The sequence below is a fragment of the Marinomonas rhizomae genome (assembly GCF_003315485.1).
Classification (GTDB): domain Bacteria; phylum Pseudomonadota; class Gammaproteobacteria; order Pseudomonadales; family Marinomonadaceae; genus Marinomonas; species Marinomonas rhizomae.
Genome location: NZ_QNSE01000010.1, coordinates 59,014 through 75,534, shown reverse-complemented (window position 1 = coordinate 75,534; position 16,521 = coordinate 59,014). Strand labels below are relative to the sequence as shown.

Annotated in this window: 15 protein-coding genes; 3 read left to right on the top strand and 12 right to left on the bottom strand. The window is 44.6% G+C overall.

The features are described 5' to 3' along the window. Position 1: 1 nt before the first annotated feature. The 8 genes from fecD to DFP80_RS13845 form a co-directional block, all read right to left on the bottom strand. The gene (fecD, locus tag DFP80_RS13880) at positions 2-958 is read right to left on the bottom strand and encodes a Fe(3+) dicitrate ABC transporter permease subunit FecD (protein WP_113917410.1); all 957 of its coding nucleotides are present in this window, start codon (positions 956-958) and stop codon (positions 2-4) included. Next, the gene (locus DFP80_RS13875; protein WP_113917409.1) at positions 958-1,959 is read right to left on the bottom strand and encodes an iron chelate uptake ABC transporter family permease subunit; all 1,002 of its coding nucleotides are present in this window, start codon (positions 1,957-1,959) and stop codon (positions 958-960) included. The genes fecD and DFP80_RS13875 overlap by 1 nt, the downstream gene beginning before the upstream one ends. Further along, positions 1,956-2,876, bottom strand: a complete 921-nt coding sequence (locus DFP80_RS13870; protein WP_113917408.1) for a Fe(3+) dicitrate ABC transporter substrate-binding protein — start codon at positions 2,874-2,876, stop codon at positions 1,956-1,958. Before DFP80_RS13870 ends, DFP80_RS13875 begins: the two co-directional genes overlap by 4 nt. 119 nt (positions 2,877-2,995) lie before the next feature. Further along, positions 2,996-3,991 carry a gluconate operon transcriptional repressor GntR gene (gntR, locus tag DFP80_RS13865; protein ID WP_206610602.1) on the bottom strand — a complete coding sequence of 332 codons (996 nt, stop codon included), beginning with the start codon at positions 3,989-3,991 and terminating at the stop codon, positions 2,996-2,998. Between the two features lie 176 nt (positions 3,992-4,167). Further along, positions 4,168-4,659: a gluconokinase gene (locus tag DFP80_RS13860; RefSeq protein ID WP_113917406.1), complete on the bottom strand. Its 492-nt coding sequence runs from the start codon at positions 4,657-4,659 to the stop codon at positions 4,168-4,170. Between the two features lie 86 nt (positions 4,660-4,745). Next, on the bottom strand, positions 4,746-6,062 hold the full coding sequence (locus DFP80_RS13855; protein ID WP_113917405.1) for a TRAP transporter large permease: 1,317 nt from the start codon (positions 6,060-6,062) through the stop codon (positions 4,746-4,748). Then, a complete protein-coding gene (locus DFP80_RS13850; RefSeq protein ID WP_113917404.1) occupies positions 6,055-6,612 on the bottom strand; it encodes a TRAP transporter small permease subunit in 558 nt (185 codons plus the stop codon). The genes DFP80_RS13855 and DFP80_RS13850 overlap by 8 nt, the downstream gene beginning before the upstream one ends. A 137-nt stretch (positions 6,613-6,749) precedes the next feature. Then, complete coding sequence (locus DFP80_RS13845; protein WP_113917403.1) at positions 6,750-7,766, bottom strand: TRAP transporter substrate-binding protein; 1,017 nt, start codon at positions 7,764-7,766, stop codon at positions 6,750-6,752. A 368-nt stretch (positions 7,767-8,134) separates the two neighbouring features. Between DFP80_RS13845 and DFP80_RS13840 the strand changes: the two genes are divergently transcribed. Further along, entirely contained in the window at positions 8,135-10,012 is a 1,878-nt protein-coding gene (locus DFP80_RS13840) for a DUF294 nucleotidyltransferase-like domain-containing protein (protein ID WP_113917402.1), read from the top strand. Continuing rightward, complete coding sequence (locus DFP80_RS13835; protein ID WP_113917401.1) at positions 10,013-10,675, top strand: 3'-5' exonuclease; 663 nt, start codon at positions 10,013-10,015, stop codon at positions 10,673-10,675. Positions 10,676-10,695: 20 nt separating this feature from the next. Here the strand turns inward: DFP80_RS13835 and DFP80_RS13830 are convergent, their stop codons facing one another. The 4 genes from DFP80_RS13830 to DFP80_RS13815 all read right to left on the bottom strand — a co-directional run bounded on the left by DFP80_RS13830 (position 10,696) and on the right by DFP80_RS13815 (position 14,900). Then, entirely contained in the window at positions 10,696-11,499 is an 804-nt protein-coding gene (locus tag DFP80_RS13830; RefSeq protein ID WP_113917400.1) for a UDP-2,3-diacylglucosamine diphosphatase, read from the bottom strand. A 78-nt stretch (positions 11,500-11,577) separates the two neighbouring features. Then, complete coding sequence (locus DFP80_RS13825; protein ID WP_113917399.1) at positions 11,578-13,350, bottom strand: GGDEF domain-containing protein; 1,773 nt, start codon at positions 13,348-13,350, stop codon at positions 11,578-11,580. Positions 13,351-13,673: 323 nt separating this feature from the next. Then, the gene (locus tag DFP80_RS13820; RefSeq protein ID WP_113917398.1) at positions 13,674-13,859 is read right to left on the bottom strand and encodes a hypothetical protein; all 186 of its coding nucleotides are present in this window, start codon (positions 13,857-13,859) and stop codon (positions 13,674-13,676) included. Positions 13,860-14,009: 150 nt separating this feature from the next. After that, positions 14,010-14,900, bottom strand: coding sequence for a helix-turn-helix domain-containing protein (locus tag DFP80_RS13815; RefSeq protein WP_113917397.1), 891 nt, complete (start codon positions 14,898-14,900; stop codon positions 14,010-14,012). A gap of 326 nt (positions 14,901-15,226) precedes the next feature. On the opposite strand from DFP80_RS13815, the gene pobA reads away from it, so the two are divergent. Further along, a complete protein-coding gene (pobA, locus tag DFP80_RS13810; RefSeq protein WP_113917396.1) occupies positions 15,227-16,429 on the top strand; it encodes a 4-hydroxybenzoate 3-monooxygenase in 1,203 nt (400 codons plus the stop codon). The last annotated feature ends 92 nt before the right edge of the window (positions 16,430-16,521 follow it).

Here is a 16,521-nt window from a genome sequence, read left to right as displayed (position 1 = left end):
ATCATTTCGTCCTAAGGAGTAGCCAAAGAAAATACGGCGCACCAATAATGGCGGTCATAATACCGGCGGGTAATTCAATCGGTGGATCAATGGTGCGAGCTGCAAGATCAGCAAGCAGTAACAAAATCGCGCCAACTAACATGGTAGACGGCAAGAGTATTTGATGACGTCCACCGACCAATTTTCGGGTTAAATGCGGAGCCACTAAGCCTAAAAAACCGATAGGACCACAAATTGCTACACAAGACGCGGTCAGGCCAACGGCAATTGCCAAAGAGGCTAAACGCAGTTTGTTGGCTTTAATACCAAGACTAATGGCGCTGTCATCGCCAAGGTGGATTAGGTTGAGTGGTTTAGCGAGCCAAAGGGCGAAGGGCATGAGCAGTAGCCAAGGTAATAGCATAGAGAGTTGATTCCAGCCGCGTCCCCATAAACTGCCCGTTAACCATAATAGCGCATTGTTAATTTCCAGTGGTTTAACCAGCATTAGAAAATCTATGCAGCTGGCGTATAGCGCAGCCAATGCTACACCGGTAATCGCCATTTTAATCGTGCTGCTATGTTGGCCGCACAGCCACCACAACATTAACGCTGCCATTAAACTGCCGACTAGGGCGACCGCCGGCAGCCAGCTAATATCGGCATTGGGAAAAAAGCTCATATAGAACACGGCGGCTAATCCGGCGCCATGACTAACGCCAAGCACATCGGGAGATGCCAAGGGGTTGCGAATGACACCCTGTACCAAGGCGCCAGCAAGCGCCATCATGGCACCGACTAACATGGCGAGAATGGTGCGCGGTAAGCGATATTCATGCACGGTGAAGTAGTGTTCGCTACCGATTTGAAGACCATCTAAAATCTGTTTGAACGGAATCGAAACCGCACCAAACATGAGATTGGCGAGCAGCAGTCCTAACAAGGTAAGTAGTAAAATAGGCAGCGAGCGCGTGGCCATTATAAGGTTCTCTTGCGGACGAGATAGATGAAAAAAGGTGCGCCGATGAGAGCTAAAATAGCGCCGGCAGGCGTCTCTGCCGGATAAATAATGCCTCTGCTGATGGTATCGGATAGGACGACTAAACAAGCGCCCAGCATCATGGCAATGGGCAAAAATTTTCGGTGATCTTGCCCCGCTAACATTCGTGCCATATGCGGCACCAGCAAGCCGACAAAGCCAATTGCCCCGACGCTGCTGATGGCGCTCCCGACCAATAATAAGACGAGAAAGCTGCCGCCTAACTTTACCCACATCAGCGAGACACCAAGGTTTCGCGCATTGTCATCACCAAGTTGCAATAGATTGAGCGTTGGAGCTATCAGCATAGCGCCCAATAAACCAATCACACACACCGGCCAGAAGGAATCAAAGGTTTGCCATCTAGCATCGGTCAAACTACCAGCTAGCCAAGTCAGTACGCCTGCGGCTTGATCTTCCGCGATAATAATGACGGCCTTGGTTAAAGCTGCGCACAGAGCAGAAATAGCGACGCCAGCCAACACCAATCGGCCATGCTCATTGCCACCTCGCCATGCGCTGCCAAGCAACATAACGAAAGCCCACGCGATGCCGCCGCCGATGATGGCTGCGAGCGAAGTGCCAAGTAAACCAAACCAAGGGGCGATACTGGAAACGGTCGCCATGCCAAGTGCAGCGCCAGCGTTGATACCTAAAACAGAAGGAGAAGCGAGTGGGTTTTGTGTCAGTCCTTGCATGATGACACCCGCAGCGGCGAGATTGGCACCGACCATAATCCCAATAAGGACTCTAGGCAGCCTTAAATCATGGACAATATGCTGAGCAATGCTTTCTGCGTTCATATTGTATAAAGCGTGCAGAGCATCCATCGGTGTAATAGCAATCACTGACCAGCTAAATAAGCTGATCCATGAAAAAATTAATAAAAGTAGCACCAATGCTAGACATTGGCCGGCAAAAGGCAGGCGTATTGAGATCATTTATTCGCGTTAAAGACCTTAATAAGATCTTGCCCCATGGTTTCGGCTGAAATAATGCCGCGGCAACGAGACCAAGTATTAGGGTTAACCGAATAAATATGATGATTCTTAGCGGCTTTTAACACAGACCAAAGCGGCTCATTTTTCCATTTATCGACGATACTTGGTGTGACGTAATTGCCGACGATAAAGTAGTCAGGGTTCACTGCAAGAAACTGTTCTAAACTGGTTTGACGATAGGCATCGTCACTTCGGCCTGTGTTGGCATTCTTTAAACCTAAGGCACGAATGACTCCACCAGCATAAGAATCGGCAGTGTGCAGGAATAATGCGTCATCACGGGCAACACCAAATTGAACTTCTTTGCCTTCTGGTAATTGTGTAGCAAAATTAGCCATTACTTGAGCATGCTTTTTTAAGCGCGTTTGCATTTCTTTGTTTTTGCCAATGGCTTTGCCGATGATGGCTGTCGCTTGAAGGTTCTCTTCGTAGGTCGCTCGGCGTGAAGGTAGGATCAATGTTGGTGCTATCTTTTGTAGGTCTGCATAAACGCCTTCGTGGCGAGAAATATCCGCAATGATGAGGTCAGGTTTTAGCGAAGAAATAGTTTCAAGACTGGGCTGAGAGCGAGTACCAACGGATGCCCAATCGCCAATTTCATTGCGAATTTCTTTTAGAATACGTTCTGGGTCTTTGTCATCAGCAATGCCAACAGGGCTGACGCCAACGGCAGCTAACGCATCCACAAAGGAAAGCTCTAAAACTACGATGCGTTTTGGGATGTAATCTAGAGTAAACGTGCCTTTGCTGTCTTCTACACTATTTTTGATGTTGTTTTCTGTAGAAGAAACAGCTTGAGCAAAAAGAGAAAAACTAAGTAGAAGAGTGGAGAGAATAATCGGCAACAAGCGCTTCATAAAACAGCCTTTAAGGGGTAAAAAACGCGATAATAATAACACTTCTCACTGGTATTTGAAGTGATTTCCACGTTTATTGCGGCTTTATACTGCCCTCTTTAACGTTGCCTTGTGGGCTTTTAAATACTCTCCCCCATTTCAATTTGAAAAGGCAGGTTAATAATACGTTGTGTAACAGGGTTACCTTGCAGGCGTGATAATAAATGCTCCGCTGCTAAGCGTCCCATTTCTTCACGAGGTGTGATGACGGTCGCTAATAAAGGCACCATGACTCTTGCAATGTTATGCCCATGAAAACCAGCAATACCAATGTCTTTAGGGACGTTAATGCCGGCTTTTTGACAGGCGTATAGCGCACCAATGGCCAAATCATCATTGGTGCAAAAGATACCGTCTGTATCTGGCTGTTTTGCCAGCGCTTCTTTCATAAATTGCTCACCCAATGTGAAAGACGAAGCGCTGTCAGTACTTAGACACATTTCCTGCAAGCCACTATCGTGTATTGCTGCTTTATAACCGCGTATCCTTTGCAGTGTTCTTTGGTCCATTCGAGCGGCAAAATAGACAATTTTTTGATGACCTTTTTGAATCATACATTCCGTCATAGCGTATGCGGCTGCTTGGTTATCTATGCCAATGGCTTGTTCTATTGGTGGTGATATTGAGTCCATAATTTCAATAACGGGAATACCTGCAACACTCAGCATTTTTCGCACGCGCTCGGTGTGATAGCTTTCGGAAATAATTAGTCCATCAACATTATAGGAAAGCAAAGCCGCGATACGAGCTTCTTCGGCTTCTTTACTGTAGCCATAATGGGCCAGCATGGTTTGATAGCCGGCCGGCTCCAAAATAGATTCGATACCGCGAATGACTTCAGCAAATACTTGGTTGGTTAACGAAGGAACTAGAACACCAATGGCGTGACTTTTTGATTTGGATAAGATATCAGGTGCACGATTTGGAATATATCCTAAGTCTTCTAATGCTTCAGCGATTTTTATTTGCAGAGGCGGCGACACCTGATCTGGGTTTCTAAGATAGCGGCTTACCGTCATTTTTGTTACGCCAACTAGGTCTGCAACGTCTTGTAATGTGGGGCGTTTATTTTTCATACCAGAGCGAATATCCATAAATTGTTACGAGTAACATTACCATAAGGCAATCCTGGCAAGAAACAAAAAAATCGTTAAAAATGACGGAAGGAGTAATTAAAATAGAGCGATTATCGAAAGTAAGTGTTTACTATTATTGAAAAGGGACACCCGCTACTCGTAGTGTCCCTATTATTCTATTTTTTTGATAAAAGGCTAAGTGCCTCATTTAAAACCGCACTGGCATCTTGAGAGATATCAATAACCAGCGCTTCGTCTTTTTCAGGCTCAACTAAGGTAGCAAACTGACTTTCTAGCATTTCTCGACCATTAAAATAATGGCCATCACGTTTTTGGTGGCGCTGCCAAATGGTGTCGATAGTGCCTTTTAGATAGATCATGGTGATATCGTCTAAACCCTTGCGCAGCATGGCGCGATATTCTGGTTTTAATCCAGAGCAGGCAATTACTGCGGTTGGGTTATCGGTCAATATGGTATTGAGTGTCGCTAACCAGTCCTTACGATCCTCATCAGTGAGCGGTGTGCCTTGGCGCATTTTGTCTACATTGGCTTGGCAATGAAAGTCATCGCCATCAAAAAATGGGTAATCAAGTTTGTCCGCGATGTTTTTGCCGATCAAAGATTTTCCTGAGCCAGATACGCCTAATACTACAATTTTTTTTGTCATCTTCTTAAGTCCTTATCGCCTTGCTGTTATGAGCAAGGCTGCAGTGTCGTTCAAAAAGCCGTGTTGAACGGCATGGTCTTAATGGGTTATTTCCACCAAAGGGCTAGCTCAGGGAAGAATATGACCAAGCCGAGTACAAACACTTGTAGGGCAATAAACGGCAGCAAAGAGCTGAAAATTTCACCAAGACTAATGTCTTTAGGTGCCACAGACTTAAGATAAAACGCCGCAGGACCAAAGGGTGGAGATAAGAAAGATACCTGCATATTCAAACAGAACACCACGCCAAACCAGATAGGGTCTAAGCCAAGGCCTGTTATAATAGGAACGAAAATCGGCATGGTTAATAACGCAACACCCACCCAATCCAAGAACATACCGAGTATAAGTAAGATGATCATCATGATCATGATGGTACCCATCACGCTACCACCGCTTAAGGCTAGAATGGTTTCTTCTACGAAAGAGATGCCGCCCATTAGGTTATAAACACCAACCAGCGCCGTTGCACCAATGCCTATCCAGATGATCATGCCACATGTACTCATGGTGGCCTTAGCGCTGTCTTTTAGCATAGAGAAATTCAGTTCGCCGCGAATCGCCGCGCTGATGATAATGCCGACAACACCCAGTGCAGATGCTTCGGTCACAGAGGCTACACCGGTATAAATACTGCCAAGAACCATCATGACAGTTAGCAGTGGGAACAATAGAGCCTTGAAATAGTTGACGTCTTTGTCCGCTGCCAGTTCTTCTTCGCTCGGTAATGGCGCGTATTCTGGATTAAGACGACAGAGGATTAGCACATAAGCCATATAAGCAAAGGCAAGAATAAACGCAGGTAAAAAAGCGGCCTTAAACAAATCGCCAATCGATACGCTGGCGGTTAAACCGTAGATAATCAAAACAATACTTGGCGGTAACATGGTACCAAGCGCACCACCGGCACAAGTTACCCCGATCGCCAATTTACGGTTATAACCAAGACGCAACATTTGCGGCAAAGCCAAGATGCCCAGTAGCACAGTTTCGCCACCGATAACGCCGGACATTGAGGCCAAAACGATAGCAACCAATAAGGTCTGTACGGCCACGCCGCCACGTAATTTGCGGCCAAACACTTTCATTGCATCAAACAGATCTCGGGCGATACCGGATCTATCTAATAAGGCAGCCATGAGAACAAACATCGGCACAGCCAAAAATACATAACTGCCAACAAAGCTGTACAAGCGACTAGTGATAAGAGGCAAAGCGCCAACACCAAACCAACCAATCGCAAAAACAAGCGCTACTAACGCGGTAACAAAGGCTAATTGCATGCCCGTTAGTAATAATAAAATCATCGAACCGAGCATGAGTAGGCTGCCGTAGCCAATGCCCATAGCGGATAAATCAAACATCTTTGCGTTTCCTTAAACCATTTAGTTCTTGTATTAGGTGCAAGAAAAACTGCACAAACATGATACAGAGAGTGGCGAAAATCATGCCTTTGACTAAGGCTGGGAAAACGGGGTCCCAAGCGGATCCGGATGTTTCTAAACGCAGATCACCAAATGGCGTAAACCATGAGTCTTGAACCATCTGATAAGCAGCCCAGCTAAGCAGGCTGGTAAAAATAAGGCCCATAATGTGATGAAAAACATTCAACCAGCGACGAGTCCTGTCTGAGACGATGTCGTAAATCAGTACTACACGAACGTGCTTATTGATGGACAAGGCATAAATACCGCCATAAACAAACAAGCAGCCACCTAAAAATGAAGCGGTCTCGTGAACCCAAATGGTTGGTGCGTTGAAAACATAACGCATCACAACTTCGTAAAAAGAAATGCCAACGGTAAAGATAAACAGCAAACTGATAAGATTACCGAACCAATAGATCACGCGATCTAAGGCGTTTCTCGGTTGTTCAGAACTGTCTAGTGTCTGTGGATGAATTTCGTCTTTCATGATCATTATCCAATGAAAAACAGGCGCCATAGCAATATGCAGGAGAGCGACTGTTTTGCCGGTTTAAAAGCAACTATAAACGTTAGAGAAGTGCGGGTGTCATGTCTCGACTGAGTGAGTCATAACACCCGGTAAGCTTATAGAAGGCCGTTTGCTTCTAGGTAGGTTGTGATAGAGTCATAGACTTTCTGCGCATTAGCAGAACCTTTTGCGAACTCTTCCCACTGTGTACGAGCAATAGCACGGAATTTTTTACGCTCTTCAGCAGACCAATCGTGAATAGTAATATTTGGATCCGCTTTTGCTGCTTTTACCGCTGCTTGGTCAGCAATACGTAATTGCGTAGTCATGTCTTCTGCAAAGTCACGAACAGAAACCGTTAGGATCGCTTGGATATCAGCTGGTAATTTATCCCATTTTTTCTTGTTCATTGAAATATCGATCAATGGCAAAGAATGGAAGCCTGGTTGAACGGGGTGTGTTGCAATGTCGTTCATGCCTGCTTTTTGGTTCGTTGAGAAAACCGTGTAGTCGGCGGCATCGATGACGCCTTTGCTAAGACCTGTGAATACTTCAGAACCAGGTAGGTTTACTGGCGCGGCACCGGCTGCTGCGAATACTCGTTGAACCAAACCTTCAGGAGCGCGAAGTTTGAGACCCTTCAAATCGGCAACGCTGTCTAATGGGACACGAGATACCAAAGATTCAACACCTGTAGTAGAACCACCAATGAATTTCACGCCGTAAGGAGCGTAAAGTTCGTTCATGAGTTCGTAACCGCCACCGTAGTTAACGTATTGCAGAAGTTGTTGAGTGTTTGACCAAGCGCCTACTGTGTTACCAATCAGACCAAAAGCCGGATCCTTACCAGAAAAGAATTCAGTGGCTGTAATTTGGCCATCTAAGATGCCCATTTTGATGCCGTCTAGGGTTTCTGTGTGCTTGAAAATACTGCCAACAGGAAGCAAGTCGATATGAACTCGGCCACCAGTCATTGTTTCGACGCGTTTAACCCATTCTTTTTGGACTTGGAAGTTTTTGTCGCCAGCTGGGTCAGAAGATTGGAACTTAAAGTTGTAATCTGCTGCAATCGCTGAGGTCGATAAGATACCGGCCGTAGCGGCAGTCAATAACGTGGTAGTGAACTTATTCATGGTATTGCTTCCCATTATTTTTTTTTGAAAGAACCGCTTTATTGGTCGCGATTTTTAGGAATAGAGCTTTTAGTTACAATAAATGTTACCGGTAACTAGGGCGTGATGTTACCGATAACATTTTGCCTTAGTCAAGCTTTTAGTTACAAAAAAACAGCTCTTAAATCATAGATGTTTGATATGCAAAGAAATCTTGTTTCAGATGGGGAGACGCGTATCGTCGAAATCTCATTAGCATTCAGATAAAAATAATTCCTAGACATTGGTCTAAGAGTGGTTTTGTTGTCTAAGATAAAAGCGCACACTCCTGATAGGTATGATACCTGCGTCTGTAAAGCGTATTGTCTGCAAAAAAAGAGAATAATAAAATGGCTGCGATAGACATTCCTGAAGTCCATAAATTTATCGAAACAATTCCTCCGTTTTCGAGCTTGAGCCTGCCTGAACGAAAGCAATTACTGACTAGCGTCTCGATGCTGTATGTGCGTCAGGGACAAACATTGACCTTAAAAGACGAAGCAGCGACCGTGCATTTGATTCGTCGTGGCGCTTGTGAGATTCGCACCCCAAAAGGTGGGTTGGTGGACCAAATTGCCGATGGCGAATGCTTTGGTATCTCCAGCCTTCTGGCGCAAAATCCAGATGGATTGCAAGTGGTCGCCATGGAAGACAGCTTGGTGTATCGCTTCGATAAAATGCGCTTTATGGAAACGCTGGAAAAGAGCGAAGCCTTTGAGCTCTTTTTTGAACACACAAGGCACAATCGATTGCGTAAACTGTCTCGTAGCCAAAGCAACGAATTAGTCTCTCCCGCCTTGTTATTATCAACACCTATATCACGCATTATGACGCGCCAACTGATCCAAGCTTCTTCAGAAGAAAGCATTCAAACGATTGCCATGCGTATGACCGAAGCACGAGTTAGTTCAATTCTAGTGGTGGAAGGCGGCAAGCTATCTGGGATTGTTACGGATCGAGATTTGCGCTCGCGCATTTTGGCTTTAGGCGGCTCGGCGGACACCTTGGTAAAAGAGGTAATGACACGGAGCCCGGTTGGCTTGAGACCCGATGCCTTAGTGATGCAGGCGCAAACCTTAATGAGTGAAAACAATATTCACCACTTACCCATCGTCGATGAAGAACAAAGAGCCGTCGGTATGTTAACCGCCGCTGATTTACTTCGACATCAAGAGCTCAGTCCACTGTTATTGATTAATCAAATTCATCGTCAACAATCCATCGATAGTTTAGCTCGTGTTTGTAAACAGTGGCCGACCTTGATAATAAATTTGATTGTTACCGATATGAAACCCGCTGACGTGGGTAAAGTGCTGGCGACGGTGAGTGATAATCTGACGCGACGAGTCATTGAACTGGCGCTGGATAAATTCGGCCCTGCGCCGATGGCGTTTCAGTTTTTAGTGTTTGGTTCGCAAGCGCGACGCGATCAATCACTAGGCAGTGATCAAGATAACGGCTTGATGTTAGAGCGCGAACCAACGACAGAAGAAAGTCAATATTTTGCCAATTTATCCGAGTTTATCTGCCAAGGCTTGGGGCTTTGTGGTATTCGTCTTTGCCCCGGCAATATTATGGCGAGTAACCCTGAATGGCGAAAAACAAAGATAGACTGGCAACAAGCCTTTGCTACTTGGATCAAAAGCAGTGCACCTAGTGCCTTGCTCCATGCCAGCATCTTTTTTGATATTCGTTGCGTGTATGATTCAGCCAGTAAACAGGGCGATGCAGTCAACAACTTGATCAAAGCCATGCAGTTAGAGGTGAATAAAAACAGCGTATTTTTAGCCACATTGACCCGCACCGCTTTGGCAAGCAAGCCACCACTTGGCTTCTTCCGACATTTTGTATTGGAGTCCTCTGGTGAACACAAAAACCAGCTAGACCTTAAGCACCAAGGCTTAGCGTTAATTAACGATTTAGCGCGCTTGTATGGCCTGTCGTGCAAAACGTATCGAGCAGGTACCTTGGATCGACTTGAGCAAGCTATTCGAGAAAAACTCATCAGCATTGATACCGCGCGTAACCTCATGGATGCCTGGGACAAACTCAATGAATTGCGTTTAGAAGCTCAAGGACGCTCTTGGCAAGCAACAGGCAAAGCCAGCGCTTACTTGGACCCGAAAGATTTGAGTTCTCTAGAACGCAAACATCTGAAAACCACTTTCAGCATCATCAATGATGTTCAAGACGTGGCACAGCAGCGCTTTTTAAGAGGATACAACTAGATGTCGTTTGACTTCATGCAAAAGCTCAGTGCATGGCACGTTTCGCGGCAGTCGGTCAAACGTGACTGGTCAGAATGGGACTATCTTGTATTAGATATCGAAACCTCGGGATTAGACCCAAAACAAGATCACATTGTCAGCTTTGGTTGGGTGTGTATTCGCCAAGGCATGATCGAACTGGATACCGCGCGGCATATTGTGTTGGATAGCGCACAAATTGGCGACAACGTCGGTATTCATATGATTACCGATTCGGACGTCCTGCAGCAGGGTAAAAAACGAGAAAGCGTACTGCGGTATTTGCGCCATCTACTTCGCGAACGCGTCTTGGTAATGCATCATGCACCAATGGAACTAGGCTTTTTAAAACAAGCTTGGCAAGCCGAAGTTTTAGCAACATTTTCTGCCAACTGGCTAGACACGCTCGCCATAGAGCGCACCAAAGCCAATCGATCCCAGCAGCCGATTCAAGATGGCGGCTTTCGCCTTGGCGCCTGCCGAGAACGCTACGGCTTACCAGAATACCAAGGGCATGACGCCTTAACCGACGCCTTAGCCACCGCAGAATTACTACTCGCACAAATTGCCTACCAAGGCAGAGACTGCCGGCTACATGACCTAAACCAAATGGGCGGTGGAAGAGTGAGGTTTACGACGCGTTAGTGTGCCTTATTCTTTTACCACTAGCTTCTAGAGGGCAGTGGCGATAACCCCCAATCTTCTTCTTTTGGTTCAGTGGCTAAGACTTTTGGGTTTTCTGACCAGTGTATCAGGCTCATTTTCCCTGCGGCGGATTCTGTTAATGCCGTGCAATGTTCTACCCAATCGCCATCGTTGCAATAGAGAACATCGTCTTTAAGCTGAAAGGAAGCAAAGTGAATGTGGCCGCAGATGTAGCCATCGACTTTGTGGTTTTTGGCGGATTTAAGTGCGGCGGTTTCAAAGCGTTCAATAAATTCTTTGGCTTTGCTGATATGGCTTTTTAAATAGCCAGCCAGTGACCAATAGGGCAGGCCAACAAGGCGTCTTATGCCATTGATCCATTGATTAAGAGACAACATGAGTCCGTGAGCTTTGTCGCCAATAGCGAGCATGAGTGGGCTGATTTTTACCATTTGATCGAATTCATCGCCGTGGCTGATGTAAAAAGTACGGCCGTTGGCGGTTTTGTGGCGGGTATTGAGTTTTATCTCAATTCCAGACAGCGTCTGACCGGCAAATTGACGGAAAAATGCGTCGTGATTGCCGGGAATATAAATGACTTTTGTTCCTGAATTTGCCATGGCAAGAATGCGCTCGACCACCAGATGGTGTGCCTCGACAAAGTAGGCTTTGTGGCGCATTTCTTGTAGGTCGATAATGTCACCGACCAGGTATAAGGTATCAGTTTGAATGCTTTGCAAAAAATCCAATAAGTGCTGTGCTTGGCAGGCTTTGGTGCCTAGGTGAACGTCGGAAATAAATACGGATCGAAATGTGGTCTGCATAAGCACCTCCTCATAGGGTCTATCTAAACGATAAGGTGCTTATGTGACAAACTCGTTAGGAGTATGTGACAGTTATATTTAGCTTTCCGCTTCTGGTTCATGGGCGGTTAGGTAAGGCTGTAAATAGATATGATTGCCGCCTTGTTGCTTGGCGAATTTTTTTGCTTGGGCGGCTAATTCAGCGACTTGGTGATGATTGGTGCATTGTTTCGGGTTGGGGTGAACCACACCAATAGCGAGGCTTAAAATGGGGTGAAAGAGTGTGTCACCTTGGCGGTTCTTAGTCCAAACACCGCCTTCTTGTAAGGTGTTTTCGTTATAGAACCTTTGCACCTGTTGTGCAAAGGTTTCCAAAATGCTGTTGCATTGCTGCTGCCAATCTAGGTCGCCAAAGACCACCACAAAGTCATCGCCACCAATGTGACCAATAAAGTTATTCTCAGGGTTAACCTGATTTTTAATCAAGGAGCCAACCAACTGAATCACTTCATCGCCAATGGAATAGCCGAAAAAATCATTAAAGGGCTTGAAATCATTTAGATCGAAGTAGGCCACGTAAAAGTTTTCATTGGCTAATAAACGGCGGCTGACTTCTCTATGAATTGGGACGTTGCCAGGCAATAAGGTGAGTGGATTAGAATAGGTAGCATTTTGAATTTTGAGTTCTGTAATGCGTTTTAGCAGATCTCTAAGATGGCCAGTACCTATGTATTTGCCTTCTCTGACGACTATGATTTCGTTGTTGAGGGTGTCGGCTTCTTGGTCGGTCATTAAGGTGGAAACACTGGACAAGCTGACGTTACTTTCAACAATCAGCACATCGCTGCTAAGTAGATTAGTCACGGGTTTGTGCTCATATAGCGCGCGTCCATATGGTGTAGAAAAAAGCTCGTGTAGCTGATGACGTCGCACCACTCCGACAGGTTTTTGCCCACTGTTTAGTACAGGAATAGCCACTAGGTCGGGTTGCTTTTTAAAACATTGGGAAGCGTCTTCTAATAAGCTGTTTTCTTGCAAGCTTGGTGTAGGACGGCACAGTGTTTGTACGGTTTCTGCGTGATCCTCTTGAAACTGTGAGCGGCGCTGTGATTGTTTTGCTAAATAAGGGTGAGTCGAAAAAGCGGGGTTTTCGACTGGTCTGCCAAGAAAATAACCTTGCCCTAGGGTGACGCCAATCTCAATGAGTTGATCGAGCTCTTGCTGTGTTTCTATACCCTCTGCAATCAGGAGGCAGTTCAGTCGCTGGGAAATGGTTAGAATAGAGCGGACGAACTCGCGTTTGATTTCGTCTTTATCGATTCCCTGAATAAAATGTTTATCGATTTTTACTATGTCTGGCTGTAGCTCAGACCAAAGCTGTAAACCTGAATAGCCTACACCAAGATCATCAATGGCAACTTGAAAACCCATTTTACGATAGTGATCGACACTGCTGCGAGGCAAGCCATTATGGTCGTACGGATGTTGCTCTGAAAGCTCAATAACAATGTCTTTTTGATCCAGCCCCAGCTCGTTTAAAATCGCGAGTGTCATACCGGATTGATGATCAGGTGATCCTAATAAAGACGCACTGACATTTAGAAATAAACGACCTTTTAACTCGAGTTTAGCAAATTTTGACAGCGCTTTTTCTCGGCAAAGCAGCTCTAATTTGTGTAAGTTGCCTGTCTGTTGAGCCAGTGTAAACAATGGATCAGGAGAAAAAAGCGTGGAATTCATCGGGCCACGGGAAAGTGCTTCATGGCCATATATTTCACCATTACTAAGATCGTAAATAGGTTGGAAATAGGGAGTGATTAATCCATTCGAAAGGATTTTCTCAAGTAGAGCATTATTGTCAGTTTGGCTCATTTTTTCTCAAACACGTCTAGATTAAAAAAGTGGCTACAAGGGGATTTTATGTCATATTTATGACACTTTGATGACTGAGGTTAAGGTGAAAATATTTTACTAAGTCGATGCTGTTTACAGGGAATAGAAAGTACTAAGGTTGTCTGAGGAGGGAAGCCCGTTACCGGATCGATTTCTTATTCTTGCCTTTCGATCATCGGGAACATTGGGTTCTTTATCGTCGCGCTTTATTTGCTCTTTATAACGGCTGTTGCTTTGTTGTTTACAACAACGGAAATAAACCAGTCAAATACAGAAGACGTAAAAGTGTTGTGCTGGAAATCTTAGTGCTGAGGTTGAGCCGATTTCATTGAACGATTAGCAGTCAATTTTGCGCAGAAAGCTTTCACACTGGCAACCGCATTTTTAGTCATTTGAGCGTAGTATGCACGACGTAACTCATACGCTTTTTCTACATAGTAATCTGCATCAAGGTTACCAAAAGCATCATATTTAAGATCGTTTTTCATAGTGAATCTCCTAAAAAATAAGTCATATTTGACACCTGATAGTTTAGGTTTTGACCAATCATTCAGCAAACGATCAATTTTCAGCTGATAGGTGAAATAAATTCACCTAATGCTTTTACCTGACATTAAAGGCATTATCAGGGGAAGGTTTCATATTGAGGGCTGATTACTCAGGACTCTAAATTTCCCTGGTGGAATGCCTGTGGAGCGTTTGAAAAAACGTGAAAAATAGCCTGGATCCTTAAAACCCAAATCGTAGCTAATCTCTTCTACAGAACGGGCAGTATAAATAAGGCTACGTTTTGCTTCTAATAAAACACGATCATGAATTAAGTCTAATATGCTTTGGTTAAAAGTCGTTTTACTTAGCCGATTTAAACGGCTGGCAGATGTGCCAAGCACATTGGCATATTGATGACAGCTCCAGTGTTCTCGATAGTGCTTCTCAATCAATTCTTTTAGTTGGTGGGCATGGCTGGCTTCTGTTTTGCTGGTGACATTGCTTTCGCCATTTGCGTGTTGGCGATGAAGTAGCAGCAAAATGGCTTTTATTAGGTATTCACTCATCAAAGCGCGGCCTTCACGTATAAAGGTAGATTCACTTTCAAGCTGTTGAATTAATGGCCAAAGCTCAGAGAATATACTTCGATGGCCGTTAAAATCGATGTGGCAAGCCTGACTAAGAAGCGGCTTAATAAACTTCGCGGCTTTTTCTTTGTAAGCATCCTCGAGCAGAGGTTCGGCGATACTTATGACACGTCCATCTGTATCTGGCGCAAAGCGAAAACCATGTACAACTCCGGCTGGGACTATGATTGCCCATGCACCTTGTAGTTTGTGTTGTTGCTCATCAAGCTGAACTTTTGCTTCGCCTGACTTTAAAATCAGTATTTGAAAAAGCTGTGCGTGTCGATGAGGATTAATTTTCCATCCTAAGTTTTCGCTGCGGGATTCTATGTCTTCAATATGGAAAAACTCTGGGTCATTTATCCAGCTGGATTCGCCATAAAGTCCAAAGTGAGGAATGTTCGATTTTTGCATATCGCTCTTCTTATTTTTTATAAAATGCACAAATGTACTTTTTTAGTTGTTTATTACAATAAAGCTAAAAAACACAAATAAATATGAATTTTTAGCTTTTTATAAGCAAAAAGTAGCATAAAGTCATTATAAATCGTATTTCAAATATCAATTTTAAAACTTAATCGTGATCAAAAAGTACAGTTTTTTGAACATAAATTACCTAACGTATTGTCTCTTAATCTTTCATTATGTTTGCCACTAGGGAGGCACGAATAAGTTCTCTTGCCTCAGTATGTCGATCGTAGAATTGACATCGAGAAAATAACAATAAATCGGAGAGAAACATGAAAACACAAGTAGCGATTATTGGTGCAGGTCCATCGGGCTTATTATTGGGTCAATTGTTAGCCAAACAGGGTATCGATAACATCATCATTGAGCGCGCATCTGGCGAATACATTCTTGGACGAATTCGTGCGGGTGTACTTGAACAAGGTATGACGGATTTGTTACGCGAAGCCGGCGTTGGTGAACGCATGGATCGTGAGGGCCAAGTGCATCATGGTGTCGAATTAGCGTTTAACAACAAGCGTGTGAAGATTGAATTGGAAAAGCTCACGGGTGGCAGTACGGTAATGGTATATGGCCAAACAGAAGTAACCCGTGATTTGATGGAAGCTCGCGAAGGAGCGGGTTTAACCACTTATTATGAATCTAGCAATGTGGTTTTGCATGATGTAAAAAGCGATACACCTTATGTCACCTTTGAGCAGAATGGTGAACAACACAGGTTAGATTGTGACTATATTGCAGGCTGTGACGGTTTCCATGGTGTATCACGTCAGACAATTCCAGAATCGTCCCGTAAAGAGTTTGAGCGCGTTTATCCGTTTGGTTGGTTAGGTGTGTTGTCTGATACACCACCTGTAAATGATGAATTGATTTACTGTAAAACCGATCGTGGCTTTGCCATGACGAGTATGCGTTCTGCCACTCGCTCTCGTTATTACCTTCAGGTTCCTCTGACGGATAAAGTAGAAAACTGGAGTGATGATGATTTTTGGACAGAATTAAAGCGTCGCCTTCCAGACGATGTTGCAGCAAAATTAGTGACTGGGCCAAGTATAGAAAAGAGCATCGCGCCATTGCGTTCTTTTGTCTGCGAGCCAATGCAATACGGTAATTTATTCTTATTGGGTGATGCGGCGCATATTGTGCCACCAACAGGTGCAAAAGGTTTGAACCTAGCGGCTTCAGATGTGGCAACGCTGAATAAAGTTCTTACTCGTGTGTACAAAGAGGGCGATAAGGAATGTATTTCTCAGTATTCTGACATTTGTTTGCGCCGAGTCTGGCATGGCGAGCGCTTCTCTTGGTGGATGACCAGTATGTTGCACGATTTCGGTCAGGGCGATGTGCATGATACTGATGCGGCAACCCATGAGAAGTTTATGAGCTCGGAACTTAATTTTTATACTGATAATGAAGAAGGGCGCCGTGTAATTGCAATGCAGTATGTCGGCTTGCCTTATGAAGATCTGGTTTAAACGATAAAGCCGATTGAATAGTAAAAAAACAGCGACGCTAATGCCTATTAGTGTCGCTGTTTTTTTTTGTTTTAAAGATGTTTGCTTGGCTT

Excerpts from the sequence above, each read along its gene's own strand:
- fecD (WP_113917410.1), bottom strand. The coding sequence starts at position 958 with ATGGCCACGCGCTCGCTGCCTATTTTACTACTTACCTTGTTAGGACTG.
- DFP80_RS13875 (WP_113917409.1), bottom strand. The coding sequence starts at position 1,959 with ATGATCTCAATACGCCTGCCTTTTGCCGGCCAATGTCTAGCATTGGTG.
- DFP80_RS13870 (WP_113917408.1), bottom strand. The coding sequence starts at position 2,876 with ATGAAGCGCTTGTTGCCGATTATTCTCTCCACTCTTCTACTTAGTTTT.
- gntR (WP_206610602.1), bottom strand. The coding sequence starts at position 3,991 with ATGAAAAATAAACGCCCCACATTACAAGACGTTGCAGACCTAGTTGGC.
- DFP80_RS13860 (WP_113917406.1), bottom strand. The coding sequence starts at position 4,659 with ATGACAAAAAAAATTGTAGTATTAGGCGTATCTGGCTCAGGAAAATCT.
- DFP80_RS13855 (WP_113917405.1), bottom strand. The coding sequence starts at position 6,062 with ATGTTTGATTTATCCGCTATGGGCATTGGCTACGGCAGCCTACTCATG.
- DFP80_RS13850 (WP_113917404.1), bottom strand. The coding sequence starts at position 6,612 with ATGAAAGACGAAATTCATCCACAGACACTAGACAGTTCTGAACAACCG.
- DFP80_RS13845 (WP_113917403.1), bottom strand. The coding sequence starts at position 7,766 with ATGAATAAGTTCACTACCACGTTATTGACTGCCGCTACGGCCGGTATC.
- DFP80_RS13840 (WP_113917402.1), top strand. The coding sequence starts at position 8,135 with ATGGCTGCGATAGACATTCCTGAAGTCCATAAATTTATCGAAACAATT.
- DFP80_RS13835 (WP_113917401.1), top strand. The coding sequence starts at position 10,013 with ATGTCGTTTGACTTCATGCAAAAGCTCAGTGCATGGCACGTTTCGCGG.
- DFP80_RS13830 (WP_113917400.1), bottom strand. The coding sequence starts at position 11,499 with ATGCAGACCACATTTCGATCCGTATTTATTTCCGACGTTCACCTAGGC.
- DFP80_RS13825 (WP_113917399.1), bottom strand. The coding sequence starts at position 13,350 with ATGAGCCAAACTGACAATAATGCTCTACTTGAGAAAATCCTTTCGAAT.
- DFP80_RS13820 (WP_113917398.1), bottom strand. The coding sequence starts at position 13,859 with ATGAAAAACGATCTTAAATATGATGCTTTTGGTAACCTTGATGCAGAT.
- DFP80_RS13815 (WP_113917397.1), bottom strand. The coding sequence starts at position 14,900 with ATGCAAAAATCGAACATTCCTCACTTTGGACTTTATGGCGAATCCAGC.
- pobA (WP_113917396.1), top strand. The coding sequence starts at position 15,227 with ATGAAAACACAAGTAGCGATTATTGGTGCAGGTCCATCGGGCTTATTA.